Below are 20,241 nucleotides of genomic sequence, written 5' to 3' on the forward strand. Positions count from 1 at the left end.
CTAAACGCTGGCTTAAGGCGCAGGTTCCGAAAGATGTATTGGGGCACCGTTTCGACCTGCCCCCGCAGTCGGCCGCGCACTTTTTTCGTTGCACCGCACCGAGAGACTAACACTCTCGAATAAGGAGATAAATGGGGAGTGTGGCAGCCGTTCGACAAGCGTGCGTCCGCCGCATGATGTCATTGCTGCGCAGGTGCGGCAATGAAATCAGGGTTAACCCAGCACTGGTGGACCCGGCTGTTGAGGTTGGCCTGGGCCTTCTGGTCGAGGTTTCCCTGCCGCACCAGGCATCGGAAAGCGAGCTTCAGGTGCTCGGTCGGGCAGCCGAAGCGCTCGTAGATCTCGATGTGGCGCTTGGCGGTGTCCACGTCGTCGCGCCACAGCAGCGCGGCGATGCGGCGGCCGGTCCACACGCATTCGGGCAGGCCCGCGGTGCCGGGCAGCTTGGCCGCCTCGTTGAATTCCTCCACCGAGCGGCGCTGGGCCTCCTGGGCCGCCTTCTGCTCGGCAGTCATCTCTTGGGCGGGCTTCTGGTCGTTGCCCTGGGTCTGGGCGGCGACGGGGGAGAGGCAGGCGAGAAGGACTGCGCCCGTAAGGAGCGAAAGGCGAAATCTGTGCATGTCGGCCATTTTCATCGGAAGGGAGCGGCGGTCCGCGGCAACACCCTAGGAGATGAGGGGGATTTTGTCAGCATGAGGACCGCGCCTTCCGTACGGAATGGATGACGCCCCGTCTTGCGCTTCACACCGGCAGGCGAAACCTCTATGTGGCACATCTGGTCCCGCCCCGGGAGAATTCCCCTTGTCCCTGCGAATGCCGATCGCTTCCGCTCTGGTCGTCAGCGCGCTGGTTGCCGCGCTGTGGACATTCGTCGGGCAGAAGGTGGAGATGCCGCCGTCCCCGCTCGCGGCGGGGGAGAAGCTGCCCTGCGTCTCCTACGCGCCGTTCCGCGACGGCCAGTCGCCGTTCGACCGGCCGCTGGCCATTCCCGAGGCGCAGATCGACGAGGATTTCGCCCGCCTCTCCACCCTCACGGCCTGCGTGCGCACCTATTCCATCGAGGCCGGGCTCGACAAGGCGCCGGCGCTGGCGCGCAAGCATAAGCTCGATCTGCTGATGGGGGTCTGGCTGAGCGCCGATCCCGAGCGTAACCGGCAGGAGCTGGAAGAGAGCATCCGCATCGCCAACGAGAACCGCGACGTCATCAAGGGCCTCGTGGTGGGCAACGAGGTGCTGCTGCGCGGCGAGATGTCGCCGATGGAGCTGTCGGACACGCTGAAATACGTGCGCGCCAAGGTGGCGCCGATCCCCGTCACCTATGCCGACGTGTGGGAGTTCTGGGAGCGCAACAAGGGCCTTTCTGCGGACGTGGACTTCGTCACCATCCACATCCTTCCGTATTGGGAGGACCTGCCGGTCTCCGCCGCCGAGGCCGGGCCGCACGTGGACCAGATCCGCCACGAAATGGCCGATGCCTTCCCCGGCAAGGAGATCCTGATCGGCGAGACCGGCTGGCCGAGCGCCGGGCGCATGCGCGAGGAGGCGCTGCCGTCGCCCGCGAACCAGGCGCTGGTGCTGCACGACCTCATGGCGCTCGCCAAGCGGCAGAAGTACCGGGTGAACTTCATCGAGGCGTTCGACCAGCCCTGGAAGCGGCGCAGCGAGGGCACGGTGGGCGGCCATTGGGGCCTGCTCGACGCCTATGCCCGCGCGCCCAAGTTCGCCTGGGGCCAGCCGGTGTCCAATTTCCCCGCCTGGCCGGTGAACATTCTCATCGGCGTCCTGGTGGCGGCCGCGGCGCATGCCGCCGCCGTGCACGGCGCGCGCGGCGGCGAGCGGTCGGCCCCCATGGGGACGCGCGAGTGGGCCGCGGTCGGGGCACTGGCGCTCGCCAGCGGTGCCACGCTCGGCCAGGCGGCGGCCAACCTGCCGCTGGAGAGCCTCGGCATGTTCGGCTGGCTGCGCAACGGGGCCTATTTCGTGCTGGCGATCGCCTGTGCACTGGCGCTGCCGTGGCTGGTGGGCCGCGGGCAGGGGCTGGTGCCGGTCTCCCACCTGCTCGATCCGGCGCGCCGCGGACGCGGCCGGGCGCCCGCCATGGTGGCGGCCCTGGTGCTCGCCGCCACCGTCACGGCGGTGGGCGTCGCCGCGCTCGAACTGGTGTTCAACCCGCGCTACAAGGATTTTCCGGACTTCGCGCTGACCGGTCCGGCACTCGGCGTGCTGCTGCTGGCGCTGGTCCTGCGGCCGGCCCGCACCGGCCTGTCGGCGACCGAGGAGATCGCGCGCTTCGCCTTCCTCGCCGCGGCGATCTACATTCCGCTCAACGAGACGCTCGCCAACTGGCAGGCCTTGTGGTTCGGCGGGCTGTGCCTCGCCGTCTCGCTCACGGTGTGGCGGGTCCTGGCCGTGCAAAGGACAGCATGAGCACCATGGCGGCGAGGGCGCCCGCCAGCTCGTTGTGGAACACCAGCGCAAGCCCGGCGAAGGCGAGGCCCACGGCGAACGCCGGAAGGCTCGGGCGGATGAGCTGCACCGCCGCCGACGCGAGGGCGATGGCACCGAACACGTCCCAATTGTAGAGCGCGAGCACTGCCGTGCGGGTGTAGCACTGGGCGCTTTCCAGCCCCGCCTCGCAGGCGAGCCGCACGAGCGCCGGCTCCAGCACCAGGTAGCGCACATAGAGCGCCCAGCCCACCGCGCCCATGCCGAGCGGGATCAGCCAGTTGAGGCTGCGCGGGCCGGGGCGGAACAGGGTGCTCCCGCCGGCCTCGATCCGTCCCTGGTCCGTGGTGCCGATGTCGCTCATGGTCCGTCCGCTGGTCCGTCCGCTGGTCCGGTGCGCCGCGCGGGGCGCCCCTGCCTCTTACGACGCCCGCTTGTGACGGTCCAGGCCCGGGGCGCAGCGTCCGCCGATGGGATGCTTTCCCAAACGCGCGGCGCGCACTAAGGGATTGTCGTCGGCACAATCGCTCGCGCCGTGATTCTGCGCCCCGCGCCGGGCGCGCCGGTCGAACAAGGTGGTCCGGCCAGGGGGCCAAGGGGGCCAGGGGGAATGCTCATGGGTGATCGCAGCCTGCTCGTCGTCGTGCTCGCCGCCGGTGAGGGCACGCGCATGGCCTCCAAGACGCCCAAGGTGCTGCACAAGGTGGCCGGGCGCACCATGCTGCACCACGTGCTCGCGGCCACCGCCGCGGCCGGCGCCACGCGCACGGCCGTCGTGATCGGCCCCGACCGCGACGACGTCGCCGCCGAGGCGCATCGGGTGGCGCCTGAGGCGCAGGTGTTCGTGCAGCGCGACCGGCTCGGCACCGCCCATGCGGTGCTTGCCGCCCGCGCGGCGCTGGAACACGGCGCGGACGACGTGCTCGTGCTCTATGCCGACACGCCCTTGGTGCGCGCCGAGACGCTCGCCCGCCTGCGCGCGCCGCTCGCCGCGGGGGCCGGGGTGGCGGTGCTTGGCTTCCGTCCCGACGATCCGACCGGCTATGGCCGGCTCGTCACCGAGGGCGACGCGCTGGTCGCGATCCGCGAGGAGAAGGACGCGAGCGCGGCGGAGCGCGCCATCACGTTCTGCAATGCCGGCCTGATGGCGCTGTCGGGCCGCGAGGCGCTCGCTTTGCTAGAGCGCATCGGCAACGCCAATGCCAAGGGCGAATACTATCTCACCGACGCGGTCGAACTCGCCCGCGCGGACGGCCGGGCGGCGGTCGCCATCGAGGCGCCGGTGGAAGAGGTGGCGGGCGTCAACAGCCGGGTCCAGCTCGCCGAGGCGGAGGCGATCCTCCAGGCGCGCCTGCGCCACGTCGCCATGATCGGCGGGGCGACGCTGATCGCGCCGGAGACCGTGTTCTTCTCTGCCGACACGACGCTCGGCCGCGACGTGCTGGTGGAGCCCCACGTGGTGTTCGGGCCGGGCGTGCGCGTCGGCGACGACGTGGTGATCCATTCCTTCTGCCACCTGGAGGGCGCGGTGCTGGAGGCCGGCGTCACCATCGGCCCCTATGCGCGCCTGCGGCCCGGAACGCGGCTCGACACCGGCGTGCGCATCGGCAACTTCGTGGAGACCAAGGCGTCCCACATTGAAAGCGGCGCCAAGGTGAACCACCTCTCTTATGTGGGCGACGCCCATGTGGGGGCCGGGGCCAATCTCGGCGCGGGCACCATCACCTGCAACTATGACGGCTTCGCCAAATACCGCACGGAGATCGGGGAGGGGGCGTTCATCGGCGTGAACTCCGCGCTCGTCGCACCGGTGCGGATCGGCAAGGGCGCCTATGTGGGCACGGGCGCGGTCATCACCTCGGACGTGCCCGAGGATGCGCTCGCGGTCGCCCGCGCGCGGCAGGTGGTGAAGGACGGCTGGGCCAAGGCCTTCCGCGCGCGCCGTGCCAAGCCCGGATCGTGACAGGAACCGAAAGGCGAAGTGATGTCCGCTCGGCATGGCTTCGCGCTAGAGAAGCATCGGTTCAGGTTTGCGTTGCATCATGAGGGGTGAGGCCTGCGGGGCGGCGGGCGCTTTCGATCATTGGGGGAGCGGGACGGCATGTGCGGCATCGTCGGCATTCTGGGCAAGAGCGCGGTCGCGGAGAAGGTGGTGGAGTCGCTGCGCCGCCTGGAATATCGCGGCTACGACTCGGCCGGCGTCGCGACCCTGGAGCACGGCCGCCTGGAGGTGTGCCGCGCCGAGGGCAAGCTCAAGAACCTTGAGCACAAGCTCGACAAGCATCCCATGGGCGGGCATTCCGGCATCGGCCACACCCGCTGGGCGACCCACGGCAAGCCCTCCGAGCGCAACGCCCATCCCCACGCCACCAAGCGCGTCGCGGTGGTGCACAACGGCATCATCGAGAATTTCCGCGAGCTGAAGACCGAGCTTGAAGCCGAGGGCGTGGTGTTCCGCAGCGACACCGACACCGAGGTGGTGGCCCAGCTGGTCGACCGGCAGATGCTGGCCGGCAAGAGCCCGGTTGCGGCCGTGGCCGAGGTTCTGCCGCGCCTCAAGGGCGCGTTCGCGCTCGCCTTCCTGTTCGACCGCGAGGCCGATCTGATGATCGCCGCCCGGCGCGGCTCGCCGCTCGCCATCGGCTATGGCGACGGCGAGATGTTCCTCGGCTCGGACGCCATCGCCCTCGGCCCGTTCACCGACCGCATCTCCTACCTGGAGGAGGGCGACTGGGCGGTGCTGACCCGCGAGGGCGTCGAGGTGCGCGACGAGAGCGGGCGCATCGTTGAGCGGCCGATCCAGAAGGTGCCGGCCGGCGCGCTGCTGGTGGACAAGGGCAACCACCGCCACTTCATGGCCAAGGAGATCTACGAGCAGCCGGAGGTGATCGCCCACACCTTCTCGCACTATCTCGACCTGTCCGCCGAGACCGTGGCGCTGCCCGATTTGCCGTTCGATCTCGCCGAGATCCAGCACATCTCCATCACGGCCTGCGGCACGGCGCTCTATGCGGGCGCGGTCGCGGAATACTGGCTGGAGCGCTTCGCGCGCGTTCCGGTCTCCACCGATATCGCCTCCGAGTTCCGCTACCGCGAGACGCCCCTGACGCCGGGTGGGCTGACCATCGTCATCTCCCAGTCGGGCGAGACGGCGGACACCCTCGCCTCGCTGCGCTACGCCAAGGAGTGCGGACAGAAGGTGCTGGCGGTGGTGAACGTGCCCACCTCCACCATCGCCCGCGAGGCGGACGCGGTGCTGCCGATCCTCGCCGGGCCGGAGATCGGCGTCGCCTCCACCAAGGCGTTCACCTGCCAGCTCGCGACGCTCGCCTGCCTGTCGGTCGCCATCGGCCGCGCCAAGGGCCTGCTCTCGCAGGAGGACGAGCACCGGCTGGTGCGCGCCTTCATGGAGGTGCCGCGCCTGATGACCGAGGCGCTCAAGCTTTCGCCCGAGATCGAGGTGCTCTCGCGCACCCTCGCCAAGGCGCGGGACGTGCTCTATCTCGGCCGCGGCACCAATTTCCCGCTGGCGCTGGAAGGCGCGCTGAAGCTGAAGGAAATCTCCTACATCCACGCCGAAGGCTACGCCGGCGGCGAGCTCAAGCACGGCCCGATCGCGCTGATCGACGAGACCATGCCCGTGGTGGTCATCGCCCCCCACGACCGCATCTTCGACAAGACCGTCTCCAACATGGAGGAGGTGGCGGCGCGCGGCGGCAAGATCATCCTCGTCACCGACCCGAAGGGCGCGGCGCAGGCCCATGTGGATGCGGTGCAGAAGCTGATCCTGCCGGAGATGCCGGCCACCGTCTGCCCCATGGTCTATTCCATCCCGGTGCAGCTCATCGCCTACCACACGGCCGTCATCATGGGCACGGACGTGGACCAGCCGCGCAACCTCGCGAAGTCGGTCACGGTGGAGTAGCCGCCCGTCGTCCCAGGAGCCGAGGCCCCGCCATGGCTGCCGCAACGCTGCCCATCGTCATGAACATCGCCCTCGCGGCGCTGTTCGCGATGAGCTACGTCGCGATCGCCGTGCTCCATCCCACGCAGCGCGCGGCGGCATGGTTCGCGGCCAGCTACTTCGTCGGCATGCTGACCCCGATCGGCATGCTGGGGCTTTCCTACACCAACCTGGTGCGTCCCTACGGCACCATGGTTTTCTTCGGCTTCGCCGGCGGCCTGCTGCTGATGGTGCCGGGACTCGCGGTGTTCTATCGCCAGCGGATTCCCTGGCGCGTGATCGCCGCGATCACGGCCGTGACGTTCGCTGCCGGCTATGCGCTGAACCAGATCGACCGCAACACGCTCCAGTACACCATGACCTACCAGCTCCCCTTCATGCTGGCGGCCGCGGCGAGCACCTGGATGGTCCTCAAGGGCAGCCCGCGCCAGGGCATCGACCTGGTGCTGGCGGCGCTGTTCGCGCTCATCACCCTGCATTTTCCCGTCAAGGCGGTGGTGGCCGCGATGCTCGGCACCGGGCCGACGCCCGCCCACTACATCCGCTCCACCTATGCGCTGCTGTCGCAGGTCAGCACGGCGATCCTGCTGGTGGCGACGGGCCTCACGCTGCTCATCAACGCCACGCTCGTCGTGCTGCGCGACAGCCAGATTGCGGCCGAGACCGACGCGCTTACCGGCATCCTCAACCGGCGCGGCTTCGAGGCGCGCGCGGCCCGGCTGCTGGAGCAGGCGCGCCGCAAGGCCATGCCGGCGGCTCTGCTTCTGGTGGACATCGACCATTTCAAGCGGGTCAACGACACGCTCGGCCATGCCGCCGGCGACCGGGCGATCCAGGCCCTGGCCGCCACCCTGCGCGATGTGACGCCCCAGTCGGCGGTGGTGGGACGCGTCGGCGGCGAGGAATTCGCAATCCTGCTCGACCGCGCGGGCTGGGAAATGGCGCGCCACCAGGCCGAGGCGGTGCGCGAGGCGGTGCTTTCGAGCCGGGAGGCTGGCATGCCCGCCCTCACGGTCAGCGTCGGCGTCACGGCGGTCGGCGTGGGCGACCAGCTTCTGACGGCGCTGGAGCACGCGGACGCCGCGCTCTACGAGGCCAAGCGCTCCGGCCGGAATCGGGTCTGCATCTTCCGTGAGGCGCCCGTGATCGTCGCGGGCCAGGACCTCGCGGCGCGCGGAGGCGAGGGCGGGTAGCCGCACGGCCGGCGAAAGCGGTATGAACGGGTGACCCTGTCACCCGAATCGGGCGCCATGACCGCCACACCGGACAAGCCGCATTTCGCGCGGGAGCTGTGCCTGCTGCTCCTCCTCGCCACCCTGTGGGGCGCCGCCTTCACCTTCATCAAGGTGGGGGTCCAGACCATCCCGCCGGTGACGCTGATCGCCGCCCGCACGCTGATCGCCGGCGCCATCCTCCTGGCGCTTCTCAACTGGCGCGGCATCGCCATGCCGCGCGACGGCGCCATGTGGGGCCGCTTCATGCTCCAGGCCTGCATCAACAGCGTCATCCCCTACGCGCTGATCGCCTATGCCGAGCAGACCACGGATGCCGGCCTCGCCGCGATCCTGAACTCCACCTCGCCCATCTTCGCCTTCCTGCTGACCGCCTTCGTGACGCGCCACGAGGTGGTGACGGGGCGCAAGCTGTTCGGCGTGGCGGCGGGGCTCGCGGGCACGACCCTCGTGATCGGCATGGGCGCGCTCAAGGGCATCGGCATCCAGTTCTGGAGCGAGCTGGCGCTGGTGGCCGCCGCCGCCTGCTACGGCGTCTCCGCCATCTTCGGCAAGGGCTTCCGCGGGCTGGATTCCATGGTCCCCGCCGCCGGCTCCATGATCTGCGGCGCGGTGGTTCTGGTGCCGGCGAGCCTGCTCATCGACCATCCCTGGACACTGTCGCCGTCGCGCGATTCGGTGCTGGCGCTCCTTGCGCTGTCGGTGTTCTCCACCGCGATCGCCTTCGTGATCTATTTCCGCCTGCTGCGCACGCTGGGCTCGGTCGGCGCCACGGCGCAGGCCTATCTGCGCGTGCCGATCGGCGTCGCGGTCGGCGTCGTCTTCCTGGGCGAGAGCCTGTCGGCCACAGCCTGGATCGGCCTTGCCTGCGTCATCGTCGGGGTGGCGGCCATGACGCTGCCGCAGAAGATCAGCGGTTCGGCCGCGAAAGCATGAACACCGCCAGCGCCGCGAACAGGGTGGCGAGCACGATCAGCAGCAGGCGCGGGGCATCGAAATACCAGGCGCCGGTCAGCGTGCCGACGAAGCTCATCATGGCGAACGCCTTCGCCACCGGCGGGACGGCGCCGGTGGCCTTCCAGCGGGCGACGCTCGGCCCGAGATAGGGATGGGCGAGCAGCCACGCCTCGAAGCGCGGCGAAGAGCGGGCGAAGCACCAGGCGGCCAGGATCAGGAACACCGTGCCCGGCAGCATGGGCACCACCATGCCGATGGCCCCCACCACCAGGAACAGGCACCCGGCGGCGTACAGCGCCCGGCGATAGAGCGCCTCGCGCGCGAACCAGCGGCGGATGGAACTTACGGGCGGAGCCGGATCGGCTTGCCGCGGGCCGGCGCGCATGTCCTCATTACGCATCGTCACGTTCGCTCTCGCCTCATCCCGCGCCCAGCAGGCGCATGGCCGCGTCGCGCTCATGCAGATAGAGCAGCGTGCGCAGCCTGTCCGCAACCGGCGTGGCCAAACCGGGATCCTGCCGCACCAAGGTGGCGGCGAGACGACGGGCGGTCTCCATGTCGGCGGAATGGACATCGAGCCGCGCCACCCGGAAGCCCGGCATGCCGCTCTGGCGCGTGCCGAGCACGTCGCCCTCGCCGCGCAGCCTCAGGTCTTCCTCGGCGATGCGGAAGCCGTCCTGGCTCTCGCGCAGGATGGCGAGGCGCGCCTTGGCGGTCTCGCCCAGGGGCGCACGGTAGAGCAGGAGGCAGGTGGACGGCTTGTCGCCGCGCCCCACGCGGCCGCGCAGCTGGTGCAGCTGGGCAAGGCCGAAGCGCTCGGCGTGCTCGATCACCATGATGGTGGCCTCGGGCACGTTGACGCCCACCTCCACCACGGTGGTGGCGACGAGAAGCTGGCACTCCCCGGCGGCGAAGCGGGCCATGGCGGCATCCTTCGCGGTGCCGGACATGCGGCCGTGGACGAGATCCACCCTCTCGCCGAAGCGCGCTTTCAGCGCCTCGAAGCGCTCGGTGGCGGCGGCGAGGTCCGAAGTATCGGTCTCCTCCACCAGAGGGCAGATCCAATAGGCGCGGGCGCCCGCCGCCATGGCGCGGCCGACCGCCTCCACCACCTCGTCGAGCCGGTCGAGGGGCACGGCCCGGGTGTCGATCTCCTGCCGGCCCGGCGGCTTCTCGCGCAATTCGCTCGCTTCCATGTCGCCGAACAAGGTGAGCACGAGGGTGCGCGGAATGGGGGTGGCGGTCATCACCAGCATGTCGACGGCCGCGCCCTTGCGGGCGAGCGCGAGGCGCTGCTCGACGCCGAACCGGTGCTGCTCGTCCACCACGGCGAGCGCGAGGTCGCGGAAGGCGACGTCGTCCTGGATCAGCGCATGGGTGCCGACCACGAGCCCGGTGCGCCCCTCCGCGAGCCCGGCGAGGATGTCGGCGCGGGCGCGCCCCTTCTCGCGGCCGGTGAGCAGCACGACTTCGATGCCGGCGGCCTGTGCCAGCGGGGCGATGGTCTCCAGATGCTGGCGCGCCAGGATCTCGGTGGGCGCCATGATGGCCGCCTGCCGCCCGGCCTCCAGTGCGACGGCGGCGGCGAGCAGCGCCACCACCGTCTTGCCCGAGCCGACATCGCCCTGCATCAGGCGCAGCATGCGGGTCGGGGCGGCGAGGTCGGCGGCGATGGCCGCGAGCGCCTGTTCCTGCGCGCCGGTGAGGGCGAAGGGCAGAGCCGCACGCAGGCGCGCCGCAATCCGGCCGTCGCCGCTCGTTTCCCGGCCGCCGGCCTTGATGTCGCGCGCGCGGGCGAGCGCGAGGCTCACCTGGTGCGCCAGGAGCTCGTCGAGGGCGAGGCGCCGCCAGGGCATGCCGGTCGGCTGCGCGTCCGCGGGGGTCTGCGGCCGGTGCAGGCGCTCCAGCGCCTCCCGGAAGGAGGGCAGGGCACTGCCCGGCGAGACGCTGGGCAGCCATTCCGCGAGGTCCGGCACCCGCCCGAGCGCCGACGCCAAGGCACGGCGCAGGTGTCCGGCATGGAGGCCCTCCACCAGGGGGTAGACCTGTTCCACCGGCGGCAGGCGCGCGAGGCCCGCGGCATCCAGCACCCGGTCGGGATGCACCATCTGGCGCAGCCCGTCATAGCGCTCGATGCGCCCGCACAGCCAGCGCGTCGCGCCCTCGGGCAGCATGTGGGCCATGCGCGCGGAATCGGCCTTGAAATGCACCACCACCATGTCGCCGGTGGCATCGGAGACGAAGGTGCGGTGCGGCGCGCGGCTGCCCGGCGGCGGGGCCTGATGCCCGTCGACGCGCACCTCCAGCGTCACGTCCTCGCCCTCGCGCGCCTCGGCGATGGTGGGGCGGGCGCGACGGTCTACGAAGCCGGAGGGCATGTGGAACAGCAGGTCCACCACCCGCGGCGTCTCCCGGCCGAGCAGGCGCGCGAACGGGCGGACGGTCTTCGGGCCGATGCCGTCGAGGCTGGTGAGCGGGGCGAACAGGGGATCGAGGGCGGCCGGGCGCATGGCCGCGGGAGGGTGGCCGAGCCGGGCCGTTGACGCAAGCGCCGGCGCGGCCATTGGACGGACGGTCGCGTGCCGAACCTCCGGTGGAACTTGAACCGGGGGTAAATCTGTTATGTTTTCCGCCGGTCATTGGTGCGTATGAGCAAGCATGATGAATCACATGGAGCCGGAAGGCGCGGTGGTGGATGGCGAGAAGGCCGAACGGATGGGCTTCATCCTCGGCCTGCGCCAGCGCGGCCTGCGCGACGTGGCGGTGCTGCGCGCCCTGGAACTGGTGCCGCGCCCGCTGTTCGTCGACCCGGCGCTGCGCCGCCACGCCTATGACGACGTGGCGCTGCCGATCGCCTGCGGCCAGACCATGTCGCAGCCGAGCCTTGTGGCGGCCATGACCGAGGCGCTCGGCGTGACGGCGGACCATACGGTACTGGAAGTGGGCACCGGCTCCGGCTACCAGGCCGCGGTGCTGGGGCACCTTGCGGCGCGGGTGGTGACGGTGGACCGCTATCGCTCGCTTGTGGCGGAGGCGCAGACGCGGTTCGAGGTGCTGGGCCTGAAGAACGTCACCGCTTATGTGGGCGACGGCATGCTGGGGATGCCCGCGCGCGCGCCGTTCGACCGCATCATGGTGACGGCGTCGGCCCCCGACATCCCCATGGCCTTGGTGGACCAGCTGAAGCTCGGCGGCGTCATCGTCATGCCGGTGGGCGCGCCGGACGAGCCCCAGTCTTTGGTGCGCTACGTGAAGGAGCAGGCGGGCCGCACCCGCACCGAATTCATGAAGGCGCGCTTCGTGCCGCTCGTCCCTGGCGCTGCGGCCACACTCTGACACAACTTTCGGTTCGCTGGTGCCGGGGTAGCTAGGCCCCTTGGCAAGGCCCGACCGCTCCACTATCCACCGGCCGGAAGTCCGGTCCGGAGTGGAAGGTGCGCATCTTGCGCCGTTGGCGTTCTCTCATCGCATGCGTGCTGATCGCGGGCCTTGCCGCCGGCTGCGCCAGCCGGCCCGTGGGCGTGCTGATCCCGGTTCCCGATACGGTCGCCGGTACCGGCCGCGTGAACATGGTGGTCGCCACGGTGCGCAAGCGCGTGGATACGCCGGACATCTTCTCGGGCGAGCGGGGCTGGAATCCCTCTTACGCCGAGGTGACGGTCTCGATCCCGCCGGACGGCGCCCGCAAGGTGGGCGACGTGCAGTGGCCGCGCTCGGTGCCGGGCAACCCGGCCACCGACTTCGTCACCACCAAGCTCGATGAGCTGACCCAGGCGCAGGCGGTTTCCTGGTTTCACGACCGCATCAAGAAAACGCCCGGCCGGCAGGCGCTGGTGTTCGTGCACGGCTTCAACCAGCGCTTCGACGACGCCGTGTTCCGCTTCGCGCAGATCGTCCACGATTCCGGGGCGGACGTGACGCCGGTGCTGTTCACCTGGCCCTCGCGCGGCTCCCTCCTGGCCTATGGCTACGACCGGGAGAGCACCTCCTATTCGCGCGACAGCCTGGAACGCCTGCTCACCTTCATGGCGAAGGACCCGAACGTGGGCGAGATTTCCATCCTCGCGCACTCCATGGGCAACGTGGTGACGCTGGAGGCGCTCCGGCAGATGGCGATCCGCAACGGCCGCATCCTGCCCAAGATCAAGTATGTGATGCTCGCCGCGCCGGACGTGGACGTGGACGTCTTCCACACCATCCTGCGCGAGCTGGGCGAGCCCCGGCCGCAATTCACGCTGTTCGTGTCGCAGGACGACAAGGCGCTGGCGGTGTCCAAGCGGGTGTGGGGCGACGTGCCGCGCATCGGCCAGGTCAACCCCGAGGTCGAGCCCTACCGCACCGAGTTCGAGCGCTACAAGATCAACGTGCTCGATTTGACCAAGCTGAAGACCGACGACCCGCTCGCCCACGGCAAGTTCGCGGCGAGCCCGCAGGTGGTCCAGGCCATCGGCGCCCGGCTCGCCGAGGGGCAGACCATGACCGACAGCCGGGTGGGGGTGGGCGAGCACATCGTCGAGTTCACCACCAACGCCGCCTCCACGGTGGGGCAGGCGGCGGGCCTCGTGATCGCCGCGCCGGTGGCGGTGGTGGACCCGACCACCCGCGAGAACTACGGCCGGCACATGGAGAATCTGGGCAACGTCGCCTCCGACACGGCGAGTTCCGGCAAGCACGTGATGACCACCGCCCCCGGCCAGTGAGGCCGGGGGCGGTGGTCATCTGATCCCGACATCCGGGAAACCTGCCGTTGATCGAAGTTCATGCGATCTTGTAGCCAATTTCGCGAACATATTGTTTTATTGTAATAAAATCAGCCCCCGCGGCGGATCTGACCGAAAACGACCGGGGCGTTCCTGCGGTGCCGCGGCAAATATAGCGCGGCCCATGTCACACCGGCGACCGCCGCCTCGTCTTGTCCGCGTGATCCACGAGGACGGAGACCAACATGACCACGCCGCGAATCGCCAATTCCTATTCGCTCGCTCCCGAGACCATCAAGGCCATGATGGGCGTGGAGGCGACCCTCGTCGCCAGCGGCCTCGACCACACCCTGCTCGAACTGGTGAAGCTGCGCGCCTCGCAGATCAACGGCTGCGCCTTCTGCATCCACATGCACGCCACCGACCTGCGCAAGCACGGCGAGAGCGAGATGCGGCTCTACATGCTCGACGCCTGGCGTGAATCGAGCCTCTATTCCGAACGCGAGCGCGCCGCGCTCGGCTGGACCGAGGCCCTGACGCGCCTTGCGGAAACCGGCGCGCCGGACGAGGATTTCGCCCGCGTCCATGCGGTTTTCACGGAGAGCGAAGTGGTGCGGCTGACCCTGGCCATCGGCGCCATCAATGTCTGGAACCGGCTGCAGGTCGGGCTCAGGGCCGCCCATCCGGTCGATCCGGGCCATGCCGGCTGACGCGGCCGCGCGGTCGTTCGAGGCGCACCGGCCTGGATTGGTGCGCCTCGCTTACCGCATGCTCGGCTCCATGGCGGAGGCGGAGGACGTGGTCCAGGAAGCCTGGCTGCGCTGGAGCCGCGCCGAGCGGGATGAGGTGCGCGAGCCCAAGGCCTGGCTGCGCCGCACCGTGACGCGGCTTTGCCTCGACGTGCTGAAGTCCGCCAAGGCGCGCCGCGAGAGCTATGTAGGCAGCTGGCTGCCCGAGCCGGTGATCGAGCCGGAGGACGAGGCCCTGCGCGCCGACGAGATCACGCTGACGCTGATGCTGGCGCTAGAGCGCCTCTCGCCGCTGGAGCGGGCGGCCTTCCTGCTGCACGACGTGTTCGCGGTGCCGCTCGACGAGGTGGCGCAGACCCTGGAGCGCCAGCCCGCCAGCGTGCGGCAGCTCGCGGTGCGGGCGCGGGCGCACGTGCGGGCCGCCGCGCCCCGCTATCCGGTGGACAAGGCGGAGGGCGAGCGCATCGCCAAGGCCTTCTTCGCGGCGTCCACCACCGGCGATGTGGCGGCGCTGCGCGCCATGCTCGCCGAGGGCGTGGTGCTGCGGGCGGACGGGGGCGGCAAGGTGATGGCGTTCCTCAATCCCATCCACGGCCTCGCGCGGGTGCTGCGCCTGTTCGCCGGTCTCCACCGCAAGCACGCGCACGAGCCGGCGCGGTTCGTGCGCGCCGCCGTCATCGACGGACTGCCCGGATATGTCAGCCGCGAGCGCAACGGCCTGCTCCAGACCACCGCGCTTGAGCTGGAGGCAGGGCGGATCGTCGCGATCTACATCACGCGCAACCCCGACAAGCTTGCGCGGGTGGCGCAGGCGGTGGCGGCGGACGGGACGCCGCGCGGGCCCTGAGAGCCGCGCCGCCCGAGCGGACACGCCGCGCCTTGGCGATGATAGAGTGCGGCCAACGACGTGATTCATCGAGGTCGCGTTCGGACCCGCACTGCCGCTTAGGGGCCGCCTATGATTTCCCGCCGCCGTCTCCTCCACACCCTTCTCGCCGCCGCTGTGCCGGCGTCGGCCGCCGCGGCGCTGACCGGCCGGGCGGAGGCGCAGCAGTGGCGCCCGCCGAGCCAGCGTTCCAACGCACCCTCGCTCACGCCGCCGCCGCTGCCGCGCTACGAGCGCCTGCCGCAGCCCCGGCCCGGCTATGTCTGGGTGTCGGGGCACTGGATCTGGAGCAGCCGCCAACGGCGCTATGTCTGGGTGGACGGGCGCTGGGCGCGCAACCGGCCGGGCTTCCGCTATGCCGGGTCGCGCTGGGTGTTCCGCAACGGCGAATGGCACTTCATCCCCGGGCAGTGGGTGCGGTAGGGCTCAGACCTCCAGCTCAGACCTCGAGGAACCGCGTCGCGCGGGTCGGGTCGGCGTTCAGCTCCGCGGTGGTGCCGGTCCAGGCGGGCCGGCCGCCCTCGATCACCACATGCCGGTCGGCAATGCGCAGCAGCGCCTTCAGGTTCTTGTCCACCACCAGGATGGCGAGGCCGTCCGCGCGCAGCGCCGCGAGGGCGGACCAGATCTCGGCGCGGATCACCGGGGCGAGGCCCTCGGTCGCCTCGTCGAGCACGAGAAGGTCGGGGTTGGTCATCAGCGCGCGGGCGATCGCGAGCATCTGCTGCTCGCCCCCGGACAATTGGGTGCCGAGATTGCCGCGCCGCTCCTTCAGCCGCGGGAACAGGGCGTAGGCGCGCTGAAGGGTCCAGCCCTGCGGCCGGGCGCGCGCGGTGGCGCGGAGATTTTCCTCCACGGTCAGGCGCGGGAAGATCTGCCGCCCCTCGGGCACATAGCCGAGCCCCGCGCCGGCGACGCGGTGCGGCGCCGCGCCGGTCAGGTCGCGGCCCTTCACGCGGATCGCGCCGGCCTTCGGCTTCAGCAGGCCGAACAGCGCCTTGAGCGTCGTGGTCTTGCCCATGCCGTTGCGGCCCATGAGCGTCACCACCTCGCCCGGCATCACGTGGAGCGCCATGGCGAACAGCACCTGCGCCTCGCCATAGGCGCAGTCGAGCGCTTCGATCTCCACCAGCGGCGTCATCAGACCGCCTCCTCGTCGCCGAGATAGGCCTGCCGCACCACCGCATCGGCGCGCACCGTCTCGGGCGTGCCGGTGATGGCGATGGCGCCGGAGATGAGCACGCTGATGCGGTCGGCGAGCGCGAACACGGTCGCCATGTCGTGCTCCACCAGGAGGATCGGGATGCGGCCCTTGAGGCCGGCGAGCAGCGCCGTCAGCCGCTCGCTTTCGGCCCGCCCGGTGCCGGCCATGGGCTCGTCCAGCAGCAGCAGCTTCGGCTCCTGCACCAGGCACATGGCAAGCTCCAGCGCGCGCCGTTCGCCGTGGGAGAGCGCGGCGGCGGGAGTCGCCATGCGGTCGGCGAGGCCGACGCGCTCCAGCATGGCGCGCGCCTGCTCCAGTGCCGCGCGGTCGGAAAGGGCCGGGCGCCAGCAGCGGAAGGTCCGTCCGCCGGCGACGATGGCGGCGAGCGCCACGTTCTCCAGCGACGTGAACGCGCCGACCACGTTGGAGATCTGGAACACCCGCCCGAGCCCGCGCCGGGCGCGCCGGGCCATGCCAAGGCGTGTCACGTCGGCGCCGGCGAACAGGATGCGTCCGGCATCCGGCGCCAGCGCCCCGGCGATCTGGGCGATGAGGCTGGTCTTTCCGGCGCCGTTCGGGCCGATCAAGGCGTGGACCTCGGCGGGGCGCACGTCGAGCGTCACGTCGCGCGTCACGGTGAGCGCGCCGAACGACTTGCTCAGGCGTTCGAGCGCGAGGACGGGGGCTTGGGGCGACGCCGGCTCAGCCATGGGCCGTGCCCCGGATGAGCTGCGTCAGGTCGGCACCGCGCAGCAGCACCGCGCCGAGGATGACGAGGCCCAGCCCGAACTTCCAGAACTCGGTGAAGTGGCCCAGAGTCTCGTCGATCACCATCACCGCCACCGCGCCGAGCACCGCGCCGCCGAGCCGCTTCGTGCCGCCCAGCACCACCATGACGATCAGCTCGCCCGAGACGTGCCAGTTCATGGTGGCGGGCGAGACGTATTCCACCTGGTTCGCCAGCAGCACCCCGGCGATGCCGGCGATGCCGCCCGCCGCCGCCAGCGCGACCAGGCGATGGACGAACGGGTCGAGGCCGAGCGAGGCCAGCTTCTCTTCATTGGCCCGTCCGGTGCGCAGCATCAGCCCGAACGGCGCGGCGGAGAGGCGCTCCAGCACCAGCAGCGTCACGCCGAGGGCGGCGATGGCGAACACCGCGAGGTCGGTGTCGGTGCGCAGGAAGCGCTGGCCGAAGAATGTGGCGCGGGCTGCGATGCCGAGCCCGTCGTCGCCGCCGAATGCCGAGAGGCTGCCCGCCACGTAGAACAGCATCTGGGCGAAGGCGAGGGTAATCATGATGAAATAGACACCGCGCGTCCTCAGCGCGATGACGCCCGTCGCGGCGGACCAGAGCGCGGCGGCGGCAAAGCCCAGCGGGAACAGCACCAGAGCGTTGGTCACGCCGTATTCCCCGGCGATCAGCACCGCATAGGCGCCGATGCCGAGCGGCGCGGCGTGGCCGAAGCTCACCAGACCCGCCTGGCCGATCAGGAAGGAGAGCGAGACAGCCGCCAGCGCGAGGATCGCGGTGCGGGCGATGATGGTGGGTGCATAGCCCGAGCCTGACCAGACCGCCACGGCGAGCGCCAGCGCGAACAGCGCGATGAGAACCGCCGGCCTGAAAAGGAAGGCGAAGCCGGCGCCACCGCCCGCCGCCCGAGCGCTCACGAGGGCCTCCCGCCGAACAGGCCGGACGGGCGGAAGCTGAGCACCAGCGCCATCAGCAGATAGATCAGCATGGAGGAGAGGGTGGGGCCGGCGGTGGCGGCGGCCGACTTGCCGACCAGCGTCCGCAGGAGGTCCGGCAGGAAGGCGCGGCCCACCGTATCCACCAGCCCGACGAGGATCGCGGCGACGAACGCCCCCTTGATGGAGCCGATGCCGCCGATCACCACCACCACGAAGGCGAGGATGAGCACCTTGTCGCCCATGGTCGGCTCCACCGAGACCAGCGGCCCGGCCATGGCGCCGGCCAGCCCCGCCAGCATGGCGCCGAAGGCGAACACGAACAGGAACAGCCGGTCGACGTCGACGCCCAGCGCCGCCACGGTCTGCGGGTGGGTGGAGCCGGCCCGCACCAGCATGCCGGCGCGGGTGCGGTTGACCAGCACCCACAGCAGCACCGCGACCGCGACCCCGACCGCGAGGATGACGAGGCGCCAGACCGGATAGTTCAGCCCCTCGAACAAGGTGACGGTGCCATTCAGCGCCGCCGGCACGGGGAAGGGCAAAGGCGCCGAGCCGAAGATCATGCGCACGCCTTCCGTCACCACCAGGATCAGGCCGAAGGTGGCGAGCACCTGCTCCAGGTGGTCGCGCCGCGTCAGGTGCCGGAACACCAGCACCTCCATGACGAAGCCCAGTGCCAGCGCGGCGAGGAGGCCGGCGGCGAGCCCGAACGCGAAGCTGCCGCTCCAGGCGGACAGCACGGCCACGAGATAGGCGCCCAGCATGTACTGCACGCCGTGGGCGAGGTTGATGAAGTCCATGACGCCGAACACCAGCGTCAGCCCGGCGGCGACCAGGAACAGGATCACGCCCAGCTGCAGGCCGTTGAGGAGCTGGGAGAAGAACAAGGCCGCAGTCATGGGCAATGGTGCCGGGGGCTCGCGGTGGGCTTCAGGTGGGCTTCAAACGAAAAGGCGCGCGGGCCGATCGGGTCCGCGCGCCTCCGGAAAGGAACGGCCTACTTCAGCGGGCACTCGGCCACATAGGCGTCGGCCGCATTGTCGAACACCTTGGACTGGATCTCGGTGGCATAGCGCCCGTCGGGCCGCTTCACCGCCTTCACCACATAGAAGTCCTGGATCGGGAAGCCGTTGGTGTTGAAGGAGAAGTCGCCGCGGACCGATTTGAAGGGCGCGGACGCCAGCGCCTTGCGGAACGCCTCCTTGTCCGAAACCTTGCCGCCGGTGGCCTTGAGCGCGCCGTCGATCAGCATGGCGGCGTCATAGCCCTGGGCCGCATAGAGCGAGGGCACGATGCCGTATTCCTTCTCGTAGGCGGCGACGAAGGCCTTGTTCTGCGGCGTGTCGAGGTTAGGCGCCCATTCCGCGCCCGAGAGCAGCCCGACCGCGGCGTCCTGGGTGGCGGGCAAGGTGGTCTCGTCGATGGTGAAGGACGACAGGAACGGAATCTGCCCGGCAAGGCCGGCCTGCTGGTACTGCTTCACGAGGTTCACGCCCATGCCGCCGGGCATGAAGGTGAAGATGGCGTCGGGCTTGGCCGCCTGGATCTTCGCCAGCTCGGCGGAGAAGTCGAGCTGGCCAAGCTGGGTGAAGATCTCCTCCACCACCTCGCCCTTGAAGTTGCGCTTGAAGCCCGCCATGGCGTCCTTGCCGGCCTGGTAGTTGGGCGTGATGAGGATCACGCGCTTGAAGCCCTTGTCCTGGGCGTACTGGCCCATGACCGAGTGCACCTGGTCGTTCTGGTAGGAGGCCGAGAAGAAGAAGGGCGAGCAGCCCTTGCCGGCGAGCGGGGAGGGGCCGGCATTGGCCGAGATCAGGAAGGTCTCGTTGGCCAGCACCGGCTTCTGGATCGCCATCAGCACGTTGGAGAACACCGTGCCGGCGACGATGTCCACCTTGTCGCGCTCCATCAGCGCCTTGACCTTGGAGACCGCGACGTCCGGCTTCAGCTCGTCGTCCACCACAATCACCTCGGTGGGCTGGCCGCCGAGCTTGCCGCCCAATTCCTTCACCGCCAGCAGGAAGCCGTCGCGCATATGCACGCCGAGCGCCGCCGGAGGGCCGGAGAGGGTGGAGACGAAGCCCACCTTGACCGGGTCGGCCAGCGCGGCCGCCGGGGCGGCGAGGGCGGTGGCGGCAAGGGCGGTGGAGGCGAGGGCCAAGGCGACAAGGCGCCGGGTCGGCGAAGCGGGCATCGTGCGTGTCCTTCCGTTCGGGAGCGGGCCCGCCTGCGTCGCCGCGCCGTCACGGTGCCGAAGCGGCACCATGGCGTCGGCGGGACGGAAGCGCCGGCCCGAAGAGACCTGTGGGTCTGCTATAGAAGGTTTTCGCGCAGTCCGGGAGGGGCGGCGGCGATGCGGCAGGCGAAGGTCGCGCGCGGGGCGCGGTGCGGCCGGCCGAGGCGGGCCAACCCCGG

General features: G+C 70.4%; 19 protein-coding genes. 10 read left to right on the plus strand and 9 right to left on the minus strand.

Annotation, left to right across the window (positions count from 1 at the left end; genetic code table 11):
* Positions 1-179: 179 nt before the first annotated feature.
* Positions 180-620: a hypothetical protein gene (locus D9R14_RS12160; protein WP_245420780.1), complete on the minus strand. Its 441-nt coding sequence runs from the start codon at positions 618-620 to the stop codon at positions 180-182.
* Positions 621-801: 181 nt separating this feature from the next.
* Here D9R14_RS12160 and D9R14_RS12165 point away from each other — a divergent pair, with 181 nt between their 5' ends.
* Complete coding sequence (locus D9R14_RS12165; protein ID WP_245420782.1) at positions 802-2,427, plus strand: glycoside hydrolase family 17 protein; 1,626 nt, start codon at positions 802-804, stop codon at positions 2,425-2,427.
* Here the strand turns inward: D9R14_RS12165 and D9R14_RS12170 are convergent.
* Positions 2,387-2,809: a hypothetical protein gene (locus tag D9R14_RS12170; protein WP_121623606.1), complete on the minus strand. Its 423-nt coding sequence runs from the start codon at positions 2,807-2,809 to the stop codon at positions 2,387-2,389. The two genes, D9R14_RS12165 and D9R14_RS12170, sit on opposite strands and share 41 nt — an antisense overlap.
* Positions 2,810-3,061: 252 nt before the next feature.
* Here D9R14_RS12170 and glmU point away from each other — a divergent pair, with 252 nt between their 5' ends.
* From glmU to D9R14_RS12190, 4 genes are all read left to right on the plus strand, one after another.
* Complete coding sequence (gene glmU, locus D9R14_RS12175) at positions 3,062-4,408, plus strand: bifunctional UDP-N-acetylglucosamine diphosphorylase/glucosamine-1-phosphate N-acetyltransferase GlmU (RefSeq protein ID WP_121623757.1); 1,347 nt, start codon at positions 3,062-3,064, stop codon at positions 4,406-4,408.
* Positions 4,409-4,546: 138 nt separating this feature from the next.
* Positions 4,547-6,370 carry a glutamine--fructose-6-phosphate transaminase (isomerizing) gene (gene glmS / locus D9R14_RS12180; RefSeq protein WP_121623607.1) on the plus strand — a complete coding sequence of 608 codons (1,824 nt, stop codon included), beginning with the start codon at positions 4,547-4,549 and terminating at the stop codon, positions 6,368-6,370.
* Between the two features lie 32 nt (positions 6,371-6,402).
* Entirely contained in the window at positions 6,403-7,602 is a 1,200-nt protein-coding gene (locus tag D9R14_RS12185) for a GGDEF domain-containing protein (protein WP_121623608.1), read from the plus strand.
* Between the two features lie 57 nt (positions 7,603-7,659).
* On the plus strand, positions 7,660-8,577 hold the full coding sequence (locus D9R14_RS12190) for a DMT family transporter (RefSeq protein ID WP_121623609.1): 918 nt from the start codon (positions 7,660-7,662) through the stop codon (positions 8,575-8,577).
* On the opposite strand, the gene D9R14_RS12195 is transcribed toward D9R14_RS12190, so the two are convergent.
* Positions 8,552-8,998, minus strand: a complete 447-nt coding sequence (locus tag D9R14_RS12195; RefSeq protein WP_121623610.1) for a YbaN family protein — start codon at positions 8,996-8,998, stop codon at positions 8,552-8,554. The two genes, D9R14_RS12190 and D9R14_RS12195, sit on opposite strands and share 26 nt — an antisense overlap.
* 19 nt (positions 8,999-9,017) lie before the next feature.
* Positions 9,018-11,108 carry an ATP-dependent DNA helicase RecG gene (recG, locus tag D9R14_RS12200; RefSeq protein WP_121623758.1) on the minus strand — a complete coding sequence of 697 codons (2,091 nt, stop codon included), beginning with the start codon at positions 11,106-11,108 and terminating at the stop codon, positions 9,018-9,020.
* A 148-nt stretch (positions 11,109-11,256) separates the two neighbouring features.
* Between recG and D9R14_RS12205 the strand changes: the two genes are divergently transcribed.
* The 5 genes from D9R14_RS12205 to D9R14_RS12225 all read left to right on the plus strand — a co-directional run bounded on the left by D9R14_RS12205 (position 11,257) and on the right by D9R14_RS12225 (position 15,356).
* Positions 11,257-11,934, plus strand: a complete 678-nt coding sequence (locus D9R14_RS12205) for a protein-L-isoaspartate(D-aspartate) O-methyltransferase (protein WP_245420784.1) — start codon at positions 11,257-11,259, stop codon at positions 11,932-11,934.
* A 107-nt stretch (positions 11,935-12,041) separates the two neighbouring features.
* Positions 12,042-13,298: an alpha/beta hydrolase gene (locus D9R14_RS12210; protein ID WP_210313935.1), complete on the plus strand. Its 1,257-nt coding sequence runs from the start codon at positions 12,042-12,044 to the stop codon at positions 13,296-13,298.
* Between the two features lie 245 nt (positions 13,299-13,543).
* A complete protein-coding gene (locus tag D9R14_RS12215) occupies positions 13,544-14,008 on the plus strand; it encodes a carboxymuconolactone decarboxylase family protein (protein WP_121623612.1) in 465 nt (154 codons plus the stop codon).
* Positions 13,998-14,894 carry a sigma-70 family RNA polymerase sigma factor gene (locus tag D9R14_RS12220; protein ID WP_121623613.1) on the plus strand — a complete coding sequence of 299 codons (897 nt, stop codon included), beginning with the start codon at positions 13,998-14,000 and terminating at the stop codon, positions 14,892-14,894. The genes D9R14_RS12215 and D9R14_RS12220 overlap by 11 nt, the downstream gene beginning before the upstream one ends.
* A 111-nt stretch (positions 14,895-15,005) precedes the next feature.
* Positions 15,006-15,356: a YXWGXW repeat-containing protein gene (locus tag D9R14_RS12225; RefSeq protein ID WP_121623614.1), complete on the plus strand. Its 351-nt coding sequence runs from the start codon at positions 15,006-15,008 to the stop codon at positions 15,354-15,356.
* A 16-nt stretch (positions 15,357-15,372) separates the two neighbouring features.
* Here D9R14_RS12225 and D9R14_RS12230 read toward each other — a convergent pair whose 3' ends face one another.
* From D9R14_RS12230 to D9R14_RS12250, 5 genes are all read right to left on the minus strand, one after another.
* Entirely contained in the window at positions 15,373-16,065 is a 693-nt protein-coding gene (locus D9R14_RS12230) for an ABC transporter ATP-binding protein (protein WP_121623760.1), read from the minus strand.
* Positions 16,066-16,073: 8 nt separating this feature from the next.
* Positions 16,074-16,847, minus strand: coding sequence for an ABC transporter ATP-binding protein (locus tag D9R14_RS12235; RefSeq protein WP_121623615.1), 774 nt, complete (start codon positions 16,845-16,847; stop codon positions 16,074-16,076).
* Positions 16,840-17,805 (minus strand): branched-chain amino acid ABC transporter permease, encoded by a 966-nt coding sequence (locus D9R14_RS12240; RefSeq protein WP_121623616.1) that lies wholly within the window; start codon positions 17,803-17,805, stop codon positions 16,840-16,842. Before D9R14_RS12240 ends, D9R14_RS12235 begins: the two co-directional genes overlap by 8 nt.
* Positions 17,802-18,725 (minus strand): branched-chain amino acid ABC transporter permease, encoded by a 924-nt coding sequence (locus tag D9R14_RS12245; RefSeq protein ID WP_121623617.1) that lies wholly within the window; start codon positions 18,723-18,725, stop codon positions 17,802-17,804. The genes D9R14_RS12240 and D9R14_RS12245 overlap by 4 nt, the downstream gene beginning before the upstream one ends.
* A gap of 98 nt (positions 18,726-18,823) precedes the next feature.
* Positions 18,824-20,020 carry an ABC transporter substrate-binding protein gene (locus D9R14_RS12250; protein WP_121623618.1) on the minus strand — a complete coding sequence of 399 codons (1,197 nt, stop codon included), beginning with the start codon at positions 20,018-20,020 and terminating at the stop codon, positions 18,824-18,826.
* Positions 20,021-20,241: the final 221 nt, after the last annotated feature.

The sequence above is a fragment of the Xanthobacter tagetidis genome, from assembly GCF_003667445.1.
In the GTDB taxonomy this organism is placed as follows: domain Bacteria; phylum Pseudomonadota; class Alphaproteobacteria; order Rhizobiales; family Xanthobacteraceae; genus Xanthobacter; species Xanthobacter tagetidis.